At 74.0% G+C, this 16,826-nt stretch carries 15 protein-coding genes and 1 pseudogene; 9 read left to right on the forward strand and 7 right to left on the reverse strand.

Going from position 1 to position 16,826, the window contains the following annotated elements; genetic code table 11:
* The first annotated feature begins 97 nt into the window (after window positions 1–97).
* Window positions 98–562: a DUF4190 domain-containing protein gene (locus tag EIO00_RS00525; protein WP_140174609.1), complete on the forward strand. Its 465-nt coding sequence runs from the start codon at window positions 98–100 to the stop codon at window positions 560–562.
* Between the two features lie 135 nt (window positions 563–697).
* On the opposite strand, the gene EIO00_RS00530 is transcribed toward EIO00_RS00525, so the two are convergent.
* The 3 genes from EIO00_RS00530 to sucC all read right to left on the reverse strand — a co-directional run bounded on the left by EIO00_RS00530 (window position 698) and on the right by sucC (window position 4,821).
* The gene (locus tag EIO00_RS00530; RefSeq protein WP_241661035.1) at window positions 698–2,308 is read right to left on the reverse strand and encodes a cell division protein PerM; all 1,611 of its coding nucleotides are present in this window, start codon (window positions 2,306–2,308) and stop codon (window positions 698–700) included.
* Window positions 2,309–2,740: 432 nt separating this feature from the next.
* Window positions 2,741–3,628, reverse strand: a complete 888-nt coding sequence (gene sucD / locus EIO00_RS00535) for a succinate--CoA ligase subunit alpha (RefSeq protein ID WP_140174611.1) — start codon at window positions 3,626–3,628, stop codon at window positions 2,741–2,743.
* Window positions 3,629–3,630: 2 nt separating this feature from the next.
* Window positions 3,631–4,821: an ADP-forming succinate--CoA ligase subunit beta gene (gene sucC, locus EIO00_RS00540; protein ID WP_140174613.1), complete on the reverse strand. Its 1,191-nt coding sequence runs from the start codon at window positions 4,819–4,821 to the stop codon at window positions 3,631–3,633.
* A 329-nt stretch (window positions 4,822–5,150) separates the two neighbouring features.
* On the opposite strand from sucC, the gene EIO00_RS00545 reads away from it, so the two are divergent.
* A complete protein-coding gene (locus EIO00_RS00545; protein ID WP_140174615.1) occupies window positions 5,151–6,548 on the forward strand; it encodes a glycoside hydrolase family 15 protein in 1,398 nt (465 codons plus the stop codon).
* 43 nt (window positions 6,549–6,591) lie between these two features.
* On the opposite strand, the gene EIO00_RS00550 is transcribed toward EIO00_RS00545, so the two are convergent.
* Both EIO00_RS00550 and EIO00_RS00555 read right to left on the reverse strand, forming a co-directional pair.
* Window positions 6,592–7,359 carry a TSUP family transporter gene (locus EIO00_RS00550; RefSeq protein ID WP_140174617.1) on the reverse strand — a complete coding sequence of 256 codons (768 nt, stop codon included), beginning with the start codon at window positions 7,357–7,359 and terminating at the stop codon, window positions 6,592–6,594.
* Window positions 7,360–7,417: 58 nt separating this feature from the next.
* Window positions 7,418–8,134, reverse strand: a complete 717-nt coding sequence (locus EIO00_RS00555) for a PIG-L deacetylase family protein (protein ID WP_140175052.1) — start codon at window positions 8,132–8,134, stop codon at window positions 7,418–7,420.
* A gap of 116 nt (window positions 8,135–8,250) precedes the next feature.
* Between EIO00_RS00555 and dhaK the strand changes: the two genes are divergently transcribed.
* The 4 genes from dhaK (at window position 8,251) to pcrA (ending at window position 12,588) form a co-directional block, all read left to right on the forward strand.
* On the forward strand, window positions 8,251–9,246 hold the full coding sequence (gene dhaK, locus EIO00_RS00560) for a dihydroxyacetone kinase subunit DhaK (protein ID WP_140174619.1): 996 nt from the start codon (window positions 8,251–8,253) through the stop codon (window positions 9,244–9,246).
* Window positions 9,243–9,875 (forward strand): dihydroxyacetone kinase subunit DhaL, encoded by a 633-nt coding sequence (dhaL, locus tag EIO00_RS00565; RefSeq protein ID WP_140174621.1) that lies wholly within the window; start codon window positions 9,243–9,245, stop codon window positions 9,873–9,875. The genes dhaK and dhaL overlap by 4 nt, the downstream gene beginning before the upstream one ends.
* Before the next feature lie 3 nt (window positions 9,876–9,878).
* Entirely contained in the window at window positions 9,879–10,265 is a 387-nt protein-coding gene (gene dhaM / locus EIO00_RS00570; protein WP_140174623.1) for a dihydroxyacetone kinase phosphoryl donor subunit DhaM, read from the forward strand.
* 67 nt (window positions 10,266–10,332) lie between these two features.
* The gene (gene pcrA, locus EIO00_RS00575; RefSeq protein ID WP_140174625.1) at window positions 10,333–12,588 is read left to right on the forward strand and encodes a DNA helicase PcrA; all 2,256 of its coding nucleotides are present in this window, start codon (window positions 10,333–10,335) and stop codon (window positions 12,586–12,588) included.
* A gap of 339 nt (window positions 12,589–12,927) precedes the next feature.
* On the opposite strand, the gene EIO00_RS24040 is transcribed toward pcrA, so the two are convergent.
* Window positions 12,928–13,827, reverse strand: a complete 900-nt coding sequence (locus EIO00_RS24040) for an RpnC/YadD family protein (protein WP_161602617.1) — start codon at window positions 13,825–13,827, stop codon at window positions 12,928–12,930.
* A gap of 168 nt (window positions 13,828–13,995) precedes the next feature.
* On the opposite strand from EIO00_RS24040, the gene EIO00_RS00590 reads away from it, so the two are divergent.
* Window positions 13,996–14,448, forward strand: a complete 453-nt coding sequence (locus EIO00_RS00590) for an SRPBCC family protein (protein WP_140174627.1) — start codon at window positions 13,996–13,998, stop codon at window positions 14,446–14,448.
* Window positions 14,449–14,532: 84 nt separating this feature from the next.
* Here the strand turns inward: EIO00_RS00590 and EIO00_RS00595 are convergent, their stop codons facing one another.
* On the reverse strand, window positions 14,533–15,654 hold the full coding sequence (locus EIO00_RS00595) for a saccharopine dehydrogenase NADP-binding domain-containing protein (RefSeq protein ID WP_140174629.1): 1,122 nt from the start codon (window positions 15,652–15,654) through the stop codon (window positions 14,533–14,535).
* A gap of 243 nt (window positions 15,655–15,897) precedes the next feature.
* Here EIO00_RS00595 and EIO00_RS24925 point away from each other — a divergent pair.
* Window positions 15,898–16,247: pseudogene (locus EIO00_RS24925) on the forward strand (cupin domain-containing protein); the annotation flags it as partial.
* A 237-nt stretch (window positions 16,248–16,484) separates the two neighbouring features.
* Entirely contained in the window at window positions 16,485–16,772 is a 288-nt protein-coding gene (locus EIO00_RS24930; RefSeq protein WP_241661046.1) for a helix-turn-helix transcriptional regulator, read from the forward strand.
* The last annotated feature ends 54 nt before the right edge of the window (window positions 16,773–16,826 follow it).

Consider the following 16,826-nt stretch of genomic DNA (forward strand, 5'->3'; position numbering starts at 1 on the left):
GACGGCCGCAGGCGGACCGGATCGGCTGGACACCGGCATGAAAGCCTATCGGGCCACCCGAACGGGCTCGGAGGCGACACCACAGGCAGGAGGATCCGTGAGCATCGAGCCGGGGCCGGGCGCCGGACCGGAGCCGAAGGGCCCGGGCACTCCCCCGGAAGCCCCCCAGGACATCGAGCGCAACGGGCGGCAGGCCATGTGGCTGGCCCTGATCGCCCTGTTGATGATGTTGATTCCGCTGACGAGCGTCTTCGCCGTGATCCCGGCGGTGGCGGCCATCGTGCTGGGCGTCCGGACGCGCCGGACCGCCAAGCGGATCGGCCGGCAGCCGGTGCCGGGCTCACTGGTCGGGATCGTGGTCGGCGCGCTCGTGGCCGCCCTGTTCGCGATGACCGTGGCCGTCCAGCTCTACCTGCACGAGGAGATCACCCGCTACGGCCGGTGCCGGGACGCGGCCAACACCGTCCAGGAGGAGCGCGGCTGTCGCGAACGCCTGGCGCAGGACGTGGAGCGGAAGTTCGGCCTCCCCGCCGGCTCCCTCAACGAGGAGATGCTGCCCTAGCGCGGCGGCCCTCGGGGCCTCACGGGCGGGAAGACCGGACCGCACCGATCGACGTGCGAAAGGTCGCCGCGGGACGGGAGGACCGGACGATCTCGGGCCAAGGGCTCGGCGCCCCCGGCCGCGACCGTCCGGTCCTCAGTCTTTCGGCGGGTCGTTCCGCAGGACGTAGATGGCCCCGTCCCGGGTCTCGATGCGCTCGGGCCCCTCGGGCTCCTCCCGGGGCCTCTCCCGCTCCTTCGGCGGCTCGGAGGACGCGGCCTCCTCGGCGGGCCCAGGCTCCTCCTCGGGCGCGGGCTCCGGCTCCGTGAGCGGGAGCGGGATGGGGTCGTCCTGCTGGTCCTGGACGCGGGGACGGCGGGGCTTGCGGGCGGCCAGGACGGGTTCGGGGTCCTCGAACTCCAGCGGGTCGGCGAACACGGGGGCGATGCGCGGCCGCGGCGGCGCGTGACTCGGAGAGGGCGCCGAGAGGAGGTCGCCCGCCGGATCGTCCGGCCCGGTGCGGGCGGCGCGTTCGGCGGCCCCGACCGGCTCGGCGGGCTCGGCGGACGCGGGCCTCCTCCTCCGGCGTCCGCTCGGCGGAACGGGGTCGGTCCCTTCGGGGGTGCGGCGGAGGATGCGCCAGTTGTAGAGCCAGGCGGCGAGGGCGGCGGCGATGCCGACCTCCAAGGCGGTCAACAGGGCCACGCGCCAAGGGGACGGGCCCATGACGGTGAGGCGGCCGCCGCCGAGCGGGCCGCCGGAGAGGGCGGCCAGGAGCGCGGTGGCGCCGCCGGTGAGGACGCCGGAGGCGAACCCCCAGAGCGGGGCGGCCTCGGCGGCGGGGGTGGGCAGGGTGCGGATGGTGAGGATCCCGGCGACCACCCCGGCCAGGAACGGGGCGGCCAGCGCCGCCAGGGAGAGCGAGGGGGCCGGCCCGGGATCGGGCAGGGCCGCCAGCGGCGGGAAGGACGGGACGACCTCCAGCAGCACGCCCGTCGGAGCGACCCGGGTCCCGGTCCCCACGGCGAAACCGGGGCCGACCGCGTAGGCCACGCCCCAGATCACCGCGTTCGGCAGATAGACCAGCTCGACCAGCAGCAGCAGGGCGCTGCCGACGATCCCCGGCGCCAGCTCCTCGTACAGGGCGCCGGCCTCGGGCGTGTTCATCGCCAGCGCCACGGCGACCAGCACCGCGCCGGCGGCCAGCAGCACGCCCAGCGCCCCGAGCACGCCGATGACCAGGGAGCGGGGCCGCTTCGGCAGCAGCCGCAGCAGCGCGCCCAGCCCGGAACGGACCCGTCTGCCGCGGGAGGCGACCAGGGCGCGGGCCGCTCCCAGGCCGCCGGCGACCACGGCCAGCAGCAGGCAGGCGGTCAGCGCCTGCCACACCGACGGCCGCACCGCCGGGGTGGCGGCGGCCTGCGCCAGCAGCGCCGCCAGCGTCGCGTACGGAACGGCCAGGGCCAGCGCCACGTGCACCACGCCCGCCCGGGAGCGCCGGGCGGTCCGGGAGGTCCGCATCATCCAGGCCCCGCCGCGGTACAGCAGCGCCCCCGGCAGCACCGTCAGCCCCAGCGGCAGCAGCCCCACCCGTCCGTCCGGGAGGGAGAACCCGGCGTGATGCGCGACCAGCCAGAAGTTCACCGCCGTCCGGAACACCCCCGGCAGCCCGGGGCCGAGCGCGGTGCGCGGCGCGGCGATCCAGCCGATGAGGGTGATGGTGACCAGCACGGCCAGCCCGATGCCCACGCACCATGCGGCGGCCACCAGCCCGGCCACCGCCGGCGGGCGCGAGACCGCGCCGCCCCGGTCCGCGGGCGGGGAGGGGCGCGTCGGCCGCGACCCGCCCGGGGCGGAATCAGGCCGTCTGCGGGGTGCTCGCTGTCCTGGCTTGGTGTCCGACACGGCCCCCATGCTGGCACCACCGGGCAGCGGACCCGGCTCGCCCGCCCGGCGTGTCGCCCTTCGACGCCGATGGGCCTTTTCACCCTCGCCCTCGCCTCCACCCTCACCGGCCCCCGCTCGCCCGGGCGGCGCGTCCGGAAGGCGGCGCCGGACGAGGACGATGGTGAACCCGCCCGGCGGCGAGGTCACGGCCGAGGCTCCCGACGCCCCGACGGGCCTCCGACAGGGCTCTCGACGACGGACGGGCCGTCCCCCCGCCGGGGGGACGGCCCGTCTGTGAAGCATCCGCTCCGGTCAGCGGTTCTGCATGATCTCCCGCATGATGCGGGCGGTCTCGCTGGGGGTCTTGCCGACCCGGACGCCGACCTTCTCCAGGGCCTCCTTCTTGGCCTCGGCGGTGCCGGACGAACCCGACACGATCGCCCCGGCGTGGCCCATGGTCTTGCCCTCGGGGGCGGTGAACCCGGCGACGTAGCCCACCACCGGCTTGGTGATGTGCTGCTCGATGTAGGCTGCGGCGCGCTCCTCGGCGTCCCCGCCGATCTCGCCGATCATCACGATCGCGTCGGTCTCGGGGTCCTCCTCGAACGCCTGCAGGGCGTCGATGTGGGTGGTGCCGATGACCGGGTCGCCGCCGATGCCCACGCAGGTGGAGAAGCCGATGTCGCGCAGCTCGTACATCATCTGGTACGTCAGCGTGCCCGACTTGGACACCAGCCCGATCCGGCCCGGGGTGGTGATGTCGGCCGGGATGATGCCGGCGTTGGACTTGCCGGGCGAGGCGATGCCGGGGCAGTTGGGCCCGATGATGCGGGTCACGTTGCCCTTGGCGACGGCGTGCGCCCAGAACTGCGCGGTGTCGTGCACCGGGATGCCCTCGGTGATGACCACGCACAATCCGATGGCGGCGTCGATGGCCTCGATCACCGCGTCCTTGGTGAACTTCGGCGGCACGAACACCACCGACACATCGGCGCCGGTCTCGGCCATCGCCTCGGCGACGGTGCCGAACACCGGCAGGGTCTTGCCGTCGAAGTCGACGCGCTGCCCGGCCTTGCGGGCGTTGACGCCGCCGACCACGTTGGTGCCGGCCCGCAGCATCCGCGCGGTGTGCTTGGAGCCTTCGGAGCCGGTCATCCCCTGGACGATGACCTTGCTGTTCTCAGTCAGCCAGATAGCCATGTTCACGCACCTGCCGCGGCGAGCTGGGCGGCCCGCCGGGCCGCCTCGTCCATGGTGTCCACCCGCTCGACGCCGGGCAGCCCGGCGTCGTCGAGGATCTTCCGGCCGAGCTCGGCGTTGTTGCCGTCCAGCCGCACCACCAGCGGCCGGTTCACGCTCTCGCCCCGCTCGGCCAGCAGCTTGTAGGCCGTCACGATGCCGTTGGCGACCGCGTCACAGGCGGTGATGCCGCCGAACACGTTGACGAACACGCTCTTGACCGACGGGTCGGAGAGCACGATCTCCAGGCCGTTGGCCATCACCTCGGCGGAGGCGCCGCCGCCGATGTCCAGGAAGTTGGCCGGCTTCTGCCCGCCGAACTCCTCGCCCGCGTAGGCCACCACGTCCAGGGTGGACATCACCAGGCCGGCGCCGTTGCCGATGATGCCGACCGAGCCGTCCAGCTTGACGTAGTTCAGGCCCTTCTCCTTGGCCCGGGCCTCGAGCGGGTCGGTGGTCTTCTCGTCGGCCAGCGCCGCGTGGTCGGGCTGGCGGAAGTCGGCGTTGTCGTCGAGGGTGACCTTGCCGTCCAGCGCCATCACGCGGCCGTCGGTGGTCAGGATCATGGGGTTGACCTCGACCAGGGTGGCGTCCTCGTCGGTGAACACCGCCCACAGCCGCTCGATCAGCTCGGCGGCGCCCTCCAGCGCCTCGGCGGGCAGCCGGCCGGCCTGCGCGATCTCGCGGGCCTTGGCCCGGTCGACCCCGGTCAGCGGCGACACCGGGACCTTGGCCACCGCGTCGGGCTTGGTGGCGGCGACCTCCTCGATGTCCATGCCGCCCTCGGCCGAGCAGATGGACAGGAAGGTGCGGTTGGCCCGGTCGAGCAGGAAGGAGAAGTAGAACTCCTGGGCGATGGCGCTGCCGGCCTCGACCAGCACCTTGTGGACCGTGTGGCCCTTGATGTCCATGCCGAGGATCTGCTCGGCCAGCTGCTGGGCCTCCTCGGCGGTGTCGGCGAGCTTCACACCGCCGGCCTTGCCACGGCCTCCGGTCTTGACCTGGGCCTTGACGACGACCTTCTTGCTCCCCGCGGAGAACAGCTCCTCCGCGATCTCCCGCGCCTGGTGAGGGGTGTGCGCCACCTTGCCGGTGGGCACCGGTACCCCGTACTCGGCGAAGAGCTCCTTCGCCTGATGTTCGAACAGGTCCACGAGGGTCCGTCCCTTTACGGATCGATGGTTCGCATGCCTGTGGGCATGCCCTTCGTCGGCCGCTCCGGTGATCGCCCGCACAGAGCGCGACGAGGTTCGGGGCGGGCTGTGCGCACGGCGACCAGAGCGGTCAGCTCCGGTCGTGCAGCCTATAAAACGCCGATCAGTGATCGCGAAAGCGGGTCGGTCACGGCACGCCGGTCGTCCCGTCGCCGGATGGGTCCGGTTCCACGGCGGGTAAAGACCGGAGAACGAGCGACCCGTCGAGCGGGTGTTGAATGTAGCGATACGTCTTTTTCATCCGTGACGGTGCGGGAGGCGGTTCGACGGTGACGGGTCACAGGGCCCTCAGGGTGCGCCACGTCATCGCCCTGTGCCTGGTGGGGCTGCTCGCCGCGACCTGCGGCTCCACGTTCCCGAGCCGGCGTCCCCCCTGGAGCAGCCCCGGGCTGGTCGGCGGAGGGGGCTGGCCGTTCGCCTACGAGCCGCTGGAGGAGACGGAGGCCGCGGGCGCGGCGTACCTGCCGGACAGCTCGGTGGTACGGCTGGCGGACGGGCGGATCCGGCTGATCCCGCTGGGCGGCCGGCAGGCGATCACCGTGCCGGCCGACGACCCGCGGGTGGCCGACTCGGTGCGCAGCGACCGGGCGTGGCTGGCGCGCGGGCGCGTGCCCGGCGGCGACACCGTGTACCGCGACATGGCGGTGCGGGCGCTGCTGGACCTGCGGCTGCTGACCCGGCCGAACGGCGCCACCACCGCCTCCTGGTACCGGCAGTGGAACTACGTGTGGCCGCGGGACGCGGCGTTCACGGTGGCGGCGTTCACGGTGGCGGACCACCCGGAGGAGGCGCGGCGGGTGCTGCGGTTCCTGGCCCGGGTGCAGAGCCCCTCGGGGCTGTGGGCGGCGCGCTACACCCCTCAGGGCGCCCCGGTCGTCGACGGCCGCAAGCCGCAGCTGGACTCGCCGGGCTGGGTGCTGTGGGCGAGCTGGTTCTTCCAGACGCACGACCCCGAGGAGGCGGCGGAGCTGCCGGAGCTGTGGACGATGGTGCGCCGGGCGGCCGACCGGCTGGCGGGCTCGCTGGACGCGGCGGGCCTGCCGCCGCCGTCCTCGGACTACTTCGAACGCGACCCCGCCCGGGAGGAGGACCCGCGGCGGCCCACGCTGGGGGTGGTCGGGCCGGTGCTGACCGGCCTGCGGGCGGCGGCCGACCTGGCGGCGCGCTCCGGGCACCGGGCCGAGGCGGCCCGGTGGGGACGGGCCGCCGACCGGCTGGCGGCGGCGGTGTCGCGCACGTTCGCCCCGCTCGGGTACCCGCGCTCCCCCGTCGAGGGCGGGCTGATGGACACCTCGGTGACGTTCCTGGGCCCGCCGTTCGCCCCGCCCGACCCCCGGGTGACGACGGCGGTGCTCACCGCGGCCGACCGGCTGCGGCTGCCGAACGGCGGGGTGCTGCCGGGCGAGAGGTGGAGCGGCAACCCGACCGTGGCGTGGACGCCGGAGATGGCGCTGTTCGCCCTGAACGCCGTCTCCTCCGGCCGGATCGAGGACGCCCTCACCCGGCTGGACTGGCTGAACGAGCACCGCACCGAGCTGGGCGTGCTGCCCGAGAAGGTCGACGCCCAGGGCCGTCCGGCGGCCGTGGCGCCCCTGGGCTGGACCGCCTCCACCGTGCTGCTCACCCTGTCGGCGCTGACCGAGCCCCTGCCGATCCCGCCCGTCTGAGCCGTCCGCCGCGACGGCGGGCGCCCGGTCTTCGCGGAAGGCGTCAGGCGAACTGGTCGTGGGCGAGCTTGAGGACCAGGGCGGTCACCACGCACAGCAGGACGGCGCGGACGAAGCCGGCGCCGCGCTTGACGGCCATGCGGGCGCCGAGCTGGGCGCCGACGACGTTGCACGCGGCCATGGCCAGGCCGAGGGCCCACAGCACATGGCCCTGCAGGGCGAAGACGATCAGGGCGCCCAGGTTGGTGCCGGCATTGATGATCTTGGAGTTGGCCGAGGCGCGGACGAAGTCCGCCCCCAGCAGCCCGGTGAACGCCATCACCAGGAACGTCCCGGTGCCCGGGCCGATCAGGCCGTCGTAGCCGGCGATCAGCACCCCCGGCACCAGGATCGCCGCCGCCGTCCGCCACCGGGTCCGCCGCACCGGCCGGGGCACCCGGCCCAGGTCGGGGCGCAGCACCACCAGCGCGGCCACGCCCAACAGCACCGCCATGATCACCGGCCGCAGCAGCTGCGAGGAGATCAACGAGGCGCAGGCCGCGCCGCCCGCCGCCGAGAGCACCGCGATCAGCCCGGCGGGCCCGGTGACGTCCAGATCCGGCTCGGTCCGCCGCAGATAGGCGTACGCGGCCGAGGAGGTCCCGGCGATCGAGGCGAGCTTGTTGGTGGCCAGCGCGGCGGTCACCGGCTGGCCGGAGGTGACGACCATCAGCGCCGGGAGCTGGATCAGCCCGCCGCCGCCCACCACGGCGTCCACCCAGCCCGCGGCGAGCGCCGCCGTCAGCACCAACGCGATCTGTTCGAGCTGCACGGCGACACTCCGGGGGGTAAGGAGTCAAACGAATATGACCCCTGACCCTATCGGAGGCTCACACCGTCGCCACGACCTGGAACCCCTCCGCCAGACGGCCCTCGGGCAGCCCGGCCGCCCGGGCGTTGGCGGTGAGCCAGCCGCGCAGCATCCCCTCCAGATCCTCGATGTGCCCGACCTGGCTGGCGTGCGACCGCAGCGCCGCGACCTTGCGCGGGAACGTCTCGGTCACGTCGACGTAGTGGTCGTCCTGCGGTCCGCCGCTCAGCCACACCTCGCGGACCGTCCAGGGGTCCAGCCCCTCCTCCCGCAGCTCGGGGAACGCATACGGGTTGCGGGCGTCCGGATAGACCGCGTCCAGGGCGGCCGAGCCCACCGCCCGGTGATCGGGATGGCTGGGGTGGATCCGCCGGTAGTCGCGCTCCGGACTCTGCGTCAGCACCCGGTCCGGCCGCACCTGCCGGATCACCCGGGCGATGTCGCGCCGCAGCTCCAGCGTCGCCTCCACCCGGCCGTCCGGATAGCCCAGGAACCGCACGTCCGTCACGCCGACCTCGGCGGCCGCCGCGCGCTGCTCCGCACGGCGCAGCTCGGCCATCTGCTCGCGGGTGATCCCGTCGTCGAAGCCGCCCGCGTCGCCGTCGGTGACCACCAGGTATGTCACCCGGATGCCCCGCTCGGTCCAGCCCGCGATCGTTCCCGCCGCCCCGAAGTCGGCGTCGTCGGGGTGCGCCGTCACCACCAGCGCCCGCTCGATGTCCCTGTCGTCGATCACAGCCGTCACGGCTTCACCCTAGGCGGCCGGGCGGTCGGACGGCACCGGCGCATGCCCGGCGGCCCCGCGACCGGCCCGCGATCGTTCCGGACGGGACCGGCGGGTACAGCAGGGACATGCGCAAACTCATCAACGACCCCGCCGAGGTGGTCGCCGACGCGCTGCGCGGGCTGGCCGCGGCCCATCCGGAGCTGCGGGTGGACGCGGACGCCGGGATCGTGGTGCGCCGGGACGCGCCGCGGCCCGGCAAGGTCGGGCTGGTGTCCGGCGGCGGGTCGGGGCACGAGCCGCTGCACGTCGGATTCGTCGGCCCCGGGATGCTCGACGCCGCCTGCCCCGGCGAGGTGTTCACCTCCCCCGTCCCCGACCAGATCACGGCGGCCACCACGGCGGTCGACGGCGGCGCCGGGGTGCTGCACATCGTCAAGAACTACACCGGGGACGTGCTCAACTTCGAGCTCGCCGCCGAACTGGCCGCCGACGAGGACGTCGAGGTGGCCGCCGTGCTCGTCGACGACGACGTGGCGGTGCACGACAGCACCCACACCGCGGGGCGGCGCGGCACCGGCGGCACGGTGTTCGTGGAGAAGATCGCCGGGGCGCTGGCCGAGGAGGGCGCGGACCTGGCGAAGGTCGCGGCGGTCGGCCGGGAGGTGAACGAACGGACCCGCTCCTTCGGGGTGGCGCTGTCGCCGTGCACGGTCCCCACCGCCGGACGTCCCACGTTCGAGCTGGGCCCCGACGAGATGGAGCTGGGCATCGGCATCCACGGCGAGCCCGGCCGCGAACGCGTCCCGGCCGGGACCGCGACCGAGATCGTCGCCGCGGCGCTGGAGGCGATCGACGCCGACATGCCGCTGCGCGGCGAGCGGCTGCTGGTGCTGGTGAACGGGATGGGAGGGACGCCGCTGATCGAGCAGTACGTCGCGTTCGGAGCGGTGTCGGCGTGGCTGGCCGACCACGGCGCCGTGGTGGCGCGGTCGCTGGTCGGCGGCTATGTGACCAGCCTGGAGATGGCCGGGGTGATGGTGTCGGTGTGCCGGCTGACCCCCGAGCTGACCAGGCTGTGGGACGCGCCCGTGCAGACCCCGGCGCTGCGGTGGGGCCGATGAACGCCGCCGACCTGACCGCCTGGATCCGACGCGCCGCGGAGCTGGTGACGGCCGATGCGGAACGCCTCACCGCCCTGGACGCGGCGATCGGCGACGGCGACCACGGCCACAACCTGGCCCGCGGGCTGACGGCGGCCGCCGACGCCCTGGCGGAGCTGCCCGCCGACGCCTCCCCGCAGCAGGTGCTGAGCACCGCCGGCCGGGTGCTGGTGTCCAAGACCGGCGGCGCCTCCGGCGCCCTGTACGGGATGGCGCTGCGCCGGGCCGGCACGGCGCTGAAGGTCGACGAGATCGACGCCCGCTGGCTGGGCGCGGCGCTGCGGGAGGCGCTGGCCGGCATCCGGAACCTGGGCAAGGCCGAGGAAGGCGACAAGACCATGGTGGACGCCTTCGCCAAGGCGGTCGCCGCCTATGACGCCGCCCGGCACCGGGGGACGGACCTGGCCGGGGCGGCCCGGGCCGCCGCCTCGGCCGCCGAGGAGGGCGCGCAGGCCACCGTGCCGATGCAGGCGCGCAAGGGCCGCGCCAGCTACCTGGGACCGCGCAGCATCGGGCACCTGGACCCGGGCGCGGCCTCCACCGCGCTGATCTTCCGTGCACTGGCGGACGTGACCGGTGGAGAGGGGTGACCGGTGGGCAAGGTCGGGCTCGTGGTGGTCTCCCACAGCCGCCGGCTGGCCGAGGGCGTCGCGGAGCTGGCCCGGGAGATGGGCATGCACCGGGTCCGGGTCCAGGCCGCCGGCGGCGACGCCGACGGCGGCCTGGGCACCAGCCCCGAGCTGGTCGACCGCGCCGTCCGCACCGTGGACGACGGGGCCGGGGTGGTGCTGCTCGCCGACATCGGCAGCGCCGTCCTCATCTCCCGCATGCTCGCCGAGGAGGCCGACACGACCGTGGTCCTGGCCGACGCCCCCCTGGTGGAGGGCGCCGTCGCCGCCGCCTCCGCCGCCGCCTCCGGAGCCGGCTTGACGGAGGTGGTGGCCGCCGCGCAGAGCGCCTACCGGTTCCGCAAGACCTGACCGCCGACGCCGCGAGGAGGCGCGAACCGGACCTGGGCGTCGGCGGTGCGCCGTACACTCGCGGGTGATGTCCACTGATGCCCCGCACCCTCTTCTCGACGGCCTCAACCCGCAGCAGCGCGCCGCCGTGGTGCACTCCGGCGGCCCTCTGCTGATCGTGGCGGGCGCCGGTTCGGGAAAGACCCGCGTCCTGACCCACCGCATCGCCCACCTGCTGGCCGAACGGGACGTGCATCCCGCCCAGATCCTGGCGATCACGTTCACCAACAAGGCCGCCGGCGAGATGAAGGAGCGGGTGCAGCAGCTCGTCGGCCCGCGCTCGACGGCGATGTGGGTGATGACGTTCCACTCCGCCTGCGTGCGGATCCTGCGGCGCGAGGCCAGGCGGCTCGGCTTCCCGTCCGGCTTCTCGATCTACGACCAGGCGGACGCGCAGCGGCTGATGGCGCTGGTGTGCCGGGAGCTGGACCTGGACCCCAGGCGGTACCCGCCCAAGTCGTTCTCGGCGCAGGTCAGCAACCTCAAGAACGAGCTGATCGACTACGAGACGTTCAAGGCCCGGGCGTCCACCCCCATGGAGCAGGTGCTGGCCGAGGCCTACGAGATGTACCAGGCGCGGCTGCAGCAGGCCGGCGCGATGGACTTCGACGACCTGATCATGACGACGGTCAACCTGCTGCAGGCCTTCCCGGAGGCGGCCGAGCACTACCGGCGCCGGTTCCGGCACATCCTGGTGGACGAGTACCAGGACACCAACCACGCCCAGTACGAGCTGGTCCGCCAGCTCACCATCGCCCCCGGCGAGGACCTGGGGCCGGCCGAGCTGTGCGTGGTGGGCGACGCCGACCAGTCGATCTACGCCTTCCGCGGCGCGACGATCCGCAACATCCTGGAGTTCGAGCGCGACTATCCCGAGGCCACCACGATCCTGCTGGAGCAGAACTACCGCTCCACCCAGACGATCCTGTCGGCGGCCAACGCGGTGATCGAGCGGAACACCGACCGCAAGCCCAAGCGGCTGTGGTCCGACCGCGGCGAAGGGCACAAGATCGTCGGCTACGTGGCCGACAACGAGCACGACGAGGCCGCGTTCGTGGCCTCCGAGGTGGACCGGTTGTGCGACGCCGGCGAGGCCCGCCCCGGCGACGTGGCGGTGTTCTACCGGACCAACGCCCAGTCCCGGGTCTTCGAAGAGGTGTTCATCCGGGTCGGCCTGCCCTACAAGGTGGTCGGCGGGGTGCGCTTCTATGAGCGCAAGGAGGTCCGGGACCTGCTGGCGTACCTGCGGGTGCTGGCCAACCCGGCCGACACGGTCTCGCTGCGCAGGATCCTGAACGTGCCCAAACGCGGCATCGGCGACCGGGCCGAGGCGTGCGTGGAGGCGCATGCGGCACGGGAGCGGATCACCTTCTGGGAGGCGCTGCGGGTCCCCGAGCAGGTTCCGGGGATGGCGGCCCGTTCGATCAAGGCGGTCGGCGAGTTCGTCGCCCTGATGGACGAGCTGCGCGCCATGGTCGAGACGGCTACGCCCGCGGAGCTGATCGAGGCCGTGCTGACCCGCACCGGCTACCTGGCCGAGCTGGAGAACTCCCGCGACCCGCAGGACGAGAACCGGGTGGAGAACCTGCGCGAGCTGGAGGCGGTCGCCCGCGAGTTCGAGGACCGGTTGGAGGGGGAGTCCGCCCAGGGCCGGCTGGTGGACTTCCTGGAGCAGATCGCGCTGGTCGCCGACGCCGACTCCATCCCCGGCGCCAAGGGCGCCCCTGTCCCGCCGGGCGAGCGCGCCCCCGAGGACGGGCAGGGCGTGGTCACCCTGATGACCCTGCACACCGCCAAGGGCCTGGAGTTCCCGGTGGTGTTCCTGACCGGCATGGAGGACGGCGTCTTCCCCCACCTGCGGGCCATGAGCAACCCCAAGGAGCTGGAGGAGGAGCGTCGGCTGGCGTACGTGGGCATCACCCGCGCCCAGCAGCGCCTCTACTTGACCCGCGCCGTCCTGCGCAGCTCGTGGGGCGCCCCGCAGATGAACCCGCAGTCCCGCTTCCTGGCGGAGATCCCCGCCCACCTGGTCCGGTGGGAACGCGAATCCGCCCCCGCGTCCGCCCCGGCCGCGACGTCGGCCCGTCCCCAGGCGCGTTCCGCCGGGGGCCGGCCCATCCCCTCCCTGTCCCCCGGGGACAAGGTCACCCACGACTCGTTCGGATTGGGCACGGTCATCTCGGTGGACGGCGCCGGTGAAAGGTCCGCCGCCAGCATCGACTTCGGCGGCGAGTACGGCGTCAAGCGCCTGGTGCTCCGCTACGCCCCGCTGGAGAAGCTCTGACCCCGGCCTGCGACGACGGGTCCCCCCGGGGGGACCCGCCCCGCTCATCGGCGGATCATCCGGCGGGCGACGGCCGGCCTTCCGATGAGGGGCGCGCCGGATCGGCGGCGGACCCCGCGGCCCGCGGCCGGCGCAGATGCCGGGTGAAGAACCTCACCGCGTCCTCCCCCGCGGACTGCGGGACGCCGGTGTGCCCGCCCATGGCGGCGTATCGGGTCTTCTCCGCCGAGCCGAAGGCGTCGAACGGCTCCGGCGCCGCCCGCCGTGGCCTCGCCGACGGTTTCCCGCCCCACCGGAACGCCTCCGCGGCCCGGAGGGCGCCGTCCCGTGGACGGACGCTCAGCGCTCGGCGAAGACCTCCTCCACGGAGGCCGCGGTCACGGCGCGCCGCGTCCAGCGGGTGAGCTGCTCGGGGTCGGTGCACTCCCCGATCCGCCGGCGAACCGCCTCGGTCACCTCGAAGCCCCGCTCCTCCAGCACCACCAGCAGGCCCTCCGCCTTGCCCTCGACCCGGCCCTCGGCCCGGCCCTCGACCCGGCCCTCGGCCCGTCCTTCGGCGATGAACCGACGGGCGAAGTCGCTTTTGTACTCATAAGGCTTCGTCAACACCAGCGCCTCCAGCTCCTGCCGTGCGGCTCGAGAGATTTTCCCCATGACGTAGTCGAAGTACAGTTTGGCCTGCTCGGGCTCGAGGGTGTCGATGCCTTTGAGCATGGCGTGGAAGATCTGTTCCCGGTCCGGGCCGTCGGCATGTCCGAGCGCGGACAGGACGGCGAGTTCGGGAGTGCGGGCGGCGCGGGCGGGATCGGTGACCGGGGGGATCATGTCCGGGGCGACGGCCAGGGGCGTGACGCCCCAGCCGGGACCGCAGTCGATGGGCCGGGCCGCCCAGGCCGCGACGGCGCTGTCGGGACAGACGACCAGGAGCGCGGTGGGGCAGCGCTCGCGCTTGCGGACGGCGGCCAGATAGACCGGCCAGGACCAGCGTTTGCCGTCCTTGGGGTCCTGCTGCACCTCGATGACGACCGACATCACCGGGCGGCCCGCGGAGCGGAAGGTGATCACCAGATCGGCGAAGAACTCGGCGACGGTGTGCTGGGTCAGGGTGTCCGAAGCGGTCGAGACGGCATCGAATTCCGGAAAAGGGACGGACAGTACCTCCGTCATTAATTCGGCCGCCAGCGCAGGGCGCTCGCGGAACAGCTCGATGGGTATCTCGTGGTCACGGGTGGGGGTCATGATCTGGAACGATAAAGCACCTTGCACACGCGTTCAGAGGTTTTCTGAAATCGACCAAAAAAGAGCCAAACAATGCCCCCACCAGTGGACGAAATCGACATTTCCCGGATGGGGGTTGATCGGCGCGGGACGGGTCGCCACGCTGTGAGGGCGGGGAGAGGAGGGCCGATGCGGTACGCGGTGGACGTGACGGCCGTCTCACAGGCCCCGGCCGAGGTGTTGTTCCGGCACGTGGCGGTGGCGGGCGCCTGGTCGGTGTGGAGCGGGCTGCCGGTCACGGCGGTGCGGGAACGGCCGGGGGTCGGGATCGGCGACGGAGTGGGAGCCGTGCGGCGGATGGGGCCGGCGCGGGAGGAGACCGTGCTGTACGACCCGCCCCGGCACATCGCCTACCGGATGCTGGCCGGCCTGCCCCTGGACGACTACCGGGCGGATGTGACGTTCGAGCCCCGGGAGGGCGGCGGGACGACCGTGCGGTGGCGGGCGCGGTTCGCGGCCCGGATCCCGGGGACGGGGGCGTTGTCGCGGGCGATGATGGACCGCGTGCTGTCGCGCTTCGCCCGCAACCTGGCGGCCCACGCCGAGGAGTGCCGGGCGGGGTGCCCGGCGCATGCGGGCTGACGTCCGGGCGTCGATCGGCTCACGGAGACCGGGCCCGCGCGGGCGACCGGGACGTCCGGACGCGCCGGAACGAGGGCGACCGGGTCAACCGTCCGCCGGGCCGATCGTCCAGTCCACGCCGTGGGGGACGAGCGAGGCCAGGAAATCGGCCGGGTCGAACGCCTGGGCGGGGACGAGCACGCCGGGCCCGGGCGGGTCGGCGACGAGCCGGCGGGCGGCCTCGACGGCGATCACCGCCGTGGTGCCGTAGGTGTCCCGGCCCCGGATCACGCCGCGGAGCATCCGGCCGGTGACGCCGGCGGCCTCCACGACGTAGGTGAAGCGCTGGGCGCGACGGTCCTCCTCGGCCGGTCCGGCGGGCAGGGCGTCGATGGTCTCCGGCGGGAGCGGGGTGCTCAGCCGGGCGGTCAGCGTCGCCTCGGCCAACCCTTCGACGCACCGGACGTTCACATGCCGGGGGATCGTGACGACCTCGGGAAGGGGGAAGCGCACCACGGGGACGGGGGCCGCATCGCCGGGCAGCCGCACGGAGGTCCGCCGTGCCGGCGCGCCCGACCGCCAGTCGCCGTCCCGGTAGGCGAGGCCGCCGGAGCCGATGACCTTCAGGCTCGCCAGCGCGCTGCGCAGCGAGCCTCGGGAGGGGGTCCCGCCGCCGGTGATGCGGTGGACGCTGAAGATCTCCTCCACCGGTTCGGCGAGCCGCTCGGCGAGCAGGCGGGCGAGCAGGTCCACGGGCACGCAGCCGTCGGTGGCCGCCGGGACGACGCCGACCCCGGCGCGCTCGGCCCGCGCCCCGAGGGTGTCGAAGACCCGTTTGATGTGGAGCTGCTCGCCGGAGGTGTCGACGTAGTGGCAGCCCGCCGAGACGGCGGCGTCGGCCACGGTCCCGCCCGAGACGGTGAACGGGCCGGCGCAGTTGATCACCGCGGCGCAGCCGTCGAAGGCGGCCGTCAGCGCCGCATGGTCGGCGGCATCGGCCACCCGGACCTCGATGCCGCCGTCCTCGGACGGCCCCGGCGCGTCGGAGGGTCCGCCCGGCCGCGCCGCCGGCCCCGCGGCGGCCGGGACGGCGGCGAGCCGTGCGGCGGTCCGGGCGAGGCGTTCGCCGTCACGCCCCACCAGCACCACGGGGGCGCCGCGGCGGACGAGTTCGGCCAGGACGAGTCCCGCCTGATATCCGGTGGCCCCATAGACGGCGATCTTCATATCGGTCTCCCGCGCTTCCGTGGGTACGGTGTGATCGCCACCGTAGGAAGCGCACCGGAAGACCCTCGATACCTGATCGGCTCGCCCGTGTGCGCGATCGTCTCCCCTGGGCCGCTTCGATGGACGTGCTCTCGGATGTGATCACTGCGGCGCGGGCCGGCCGGCCCCACGCGGCACGGGTGCTGCGGCCGGTCCCCTTCGGCAGGTCGTTCCCCGCGATGGAGGGGGGCGGGGTTCCATGTCGTGCTCCGGGGCGGGTGCCTGCTGTTCCCGCCGCACGGCGACGATCCGATCCCGCTGCGCACGGGAGATGTGGCGTTCCTGCCGCACGGCTCCGCGCACGGGCTGGCCGACGGCCCGTCCACCCCGCGGCCCGCGGCGCCGACGCCTCGGGCGGAGACGCCGCCGACCCGCAGGCCGCGATCCTGTTGTGCGGGGCGTATCTGCTCGACCGGTCCCGGATGCACCCGCTGCTGGCCGAACTGCCCGAGATCATCCATCTGCCGGCGCGGGTCGGGCGGCATCCGGTGCTGCGCGGCGCGATCGAACTGCTCGGCGCGGAGCTGGACGGGGCGCCGCGCCCGGGGGCCGACGCCGCCGTCTCCGCCCTGCTCGATCTGCTGCTGCTGCTCCACATCCTGCGGGCCTGGCTGCAGGAACGGTCCGCGGCGAGCGAGGACGACGGCTGGAGCGCGGCCCTGCGCGATCCGGCCGTCGCCTCCGCCCTGCGCGCCGTTCACGGGGATCCGGCCCATCCGTGGACGGTGGGCGAACTGGCCGGGGTGGCGGGACTGTCCCGGGCGGCGTTCGCCAGGCGGTTCACCGCCCTGGTGGGGCGTCCGCCGCTGACCTATCTCACCTGGTGGCGGATGACGATCGCCGCCCGGCTGCTGCGCACCACCGATCTGCCGCACGCCGCCATCGCCCGGAAGATCGGATACGCCTCCGAGCACGCGTTCGCCAACGCCTTCAAACGCGAGTTCACGATGCCGCCCGGCGCCTACCGGCGGAGCGGGCCGGGCCGCTCCTCGTCCGCGTCGCCCCCGCCCGCCGAGATCACGGACTCGGAGAGGCCGCCGGGCGGAGAGCGGAGACCCGTGGAGGGAACGACACGGTGACCGTCCGGGCGGGCCGCCCGGACGGACGGTCGGGCCGGGCCGCGACGGCCTGCG

Origin of the sequence: Thermomonospora catenispora (assembly GCF_006363815.1) — a bacterium.
GTDB lineage: Bacteria > Actinomycetota > Actinomycetes > Streptosporangiales > Streptosporangiaceae > Thermomonospora > Thermomonospora catenispora.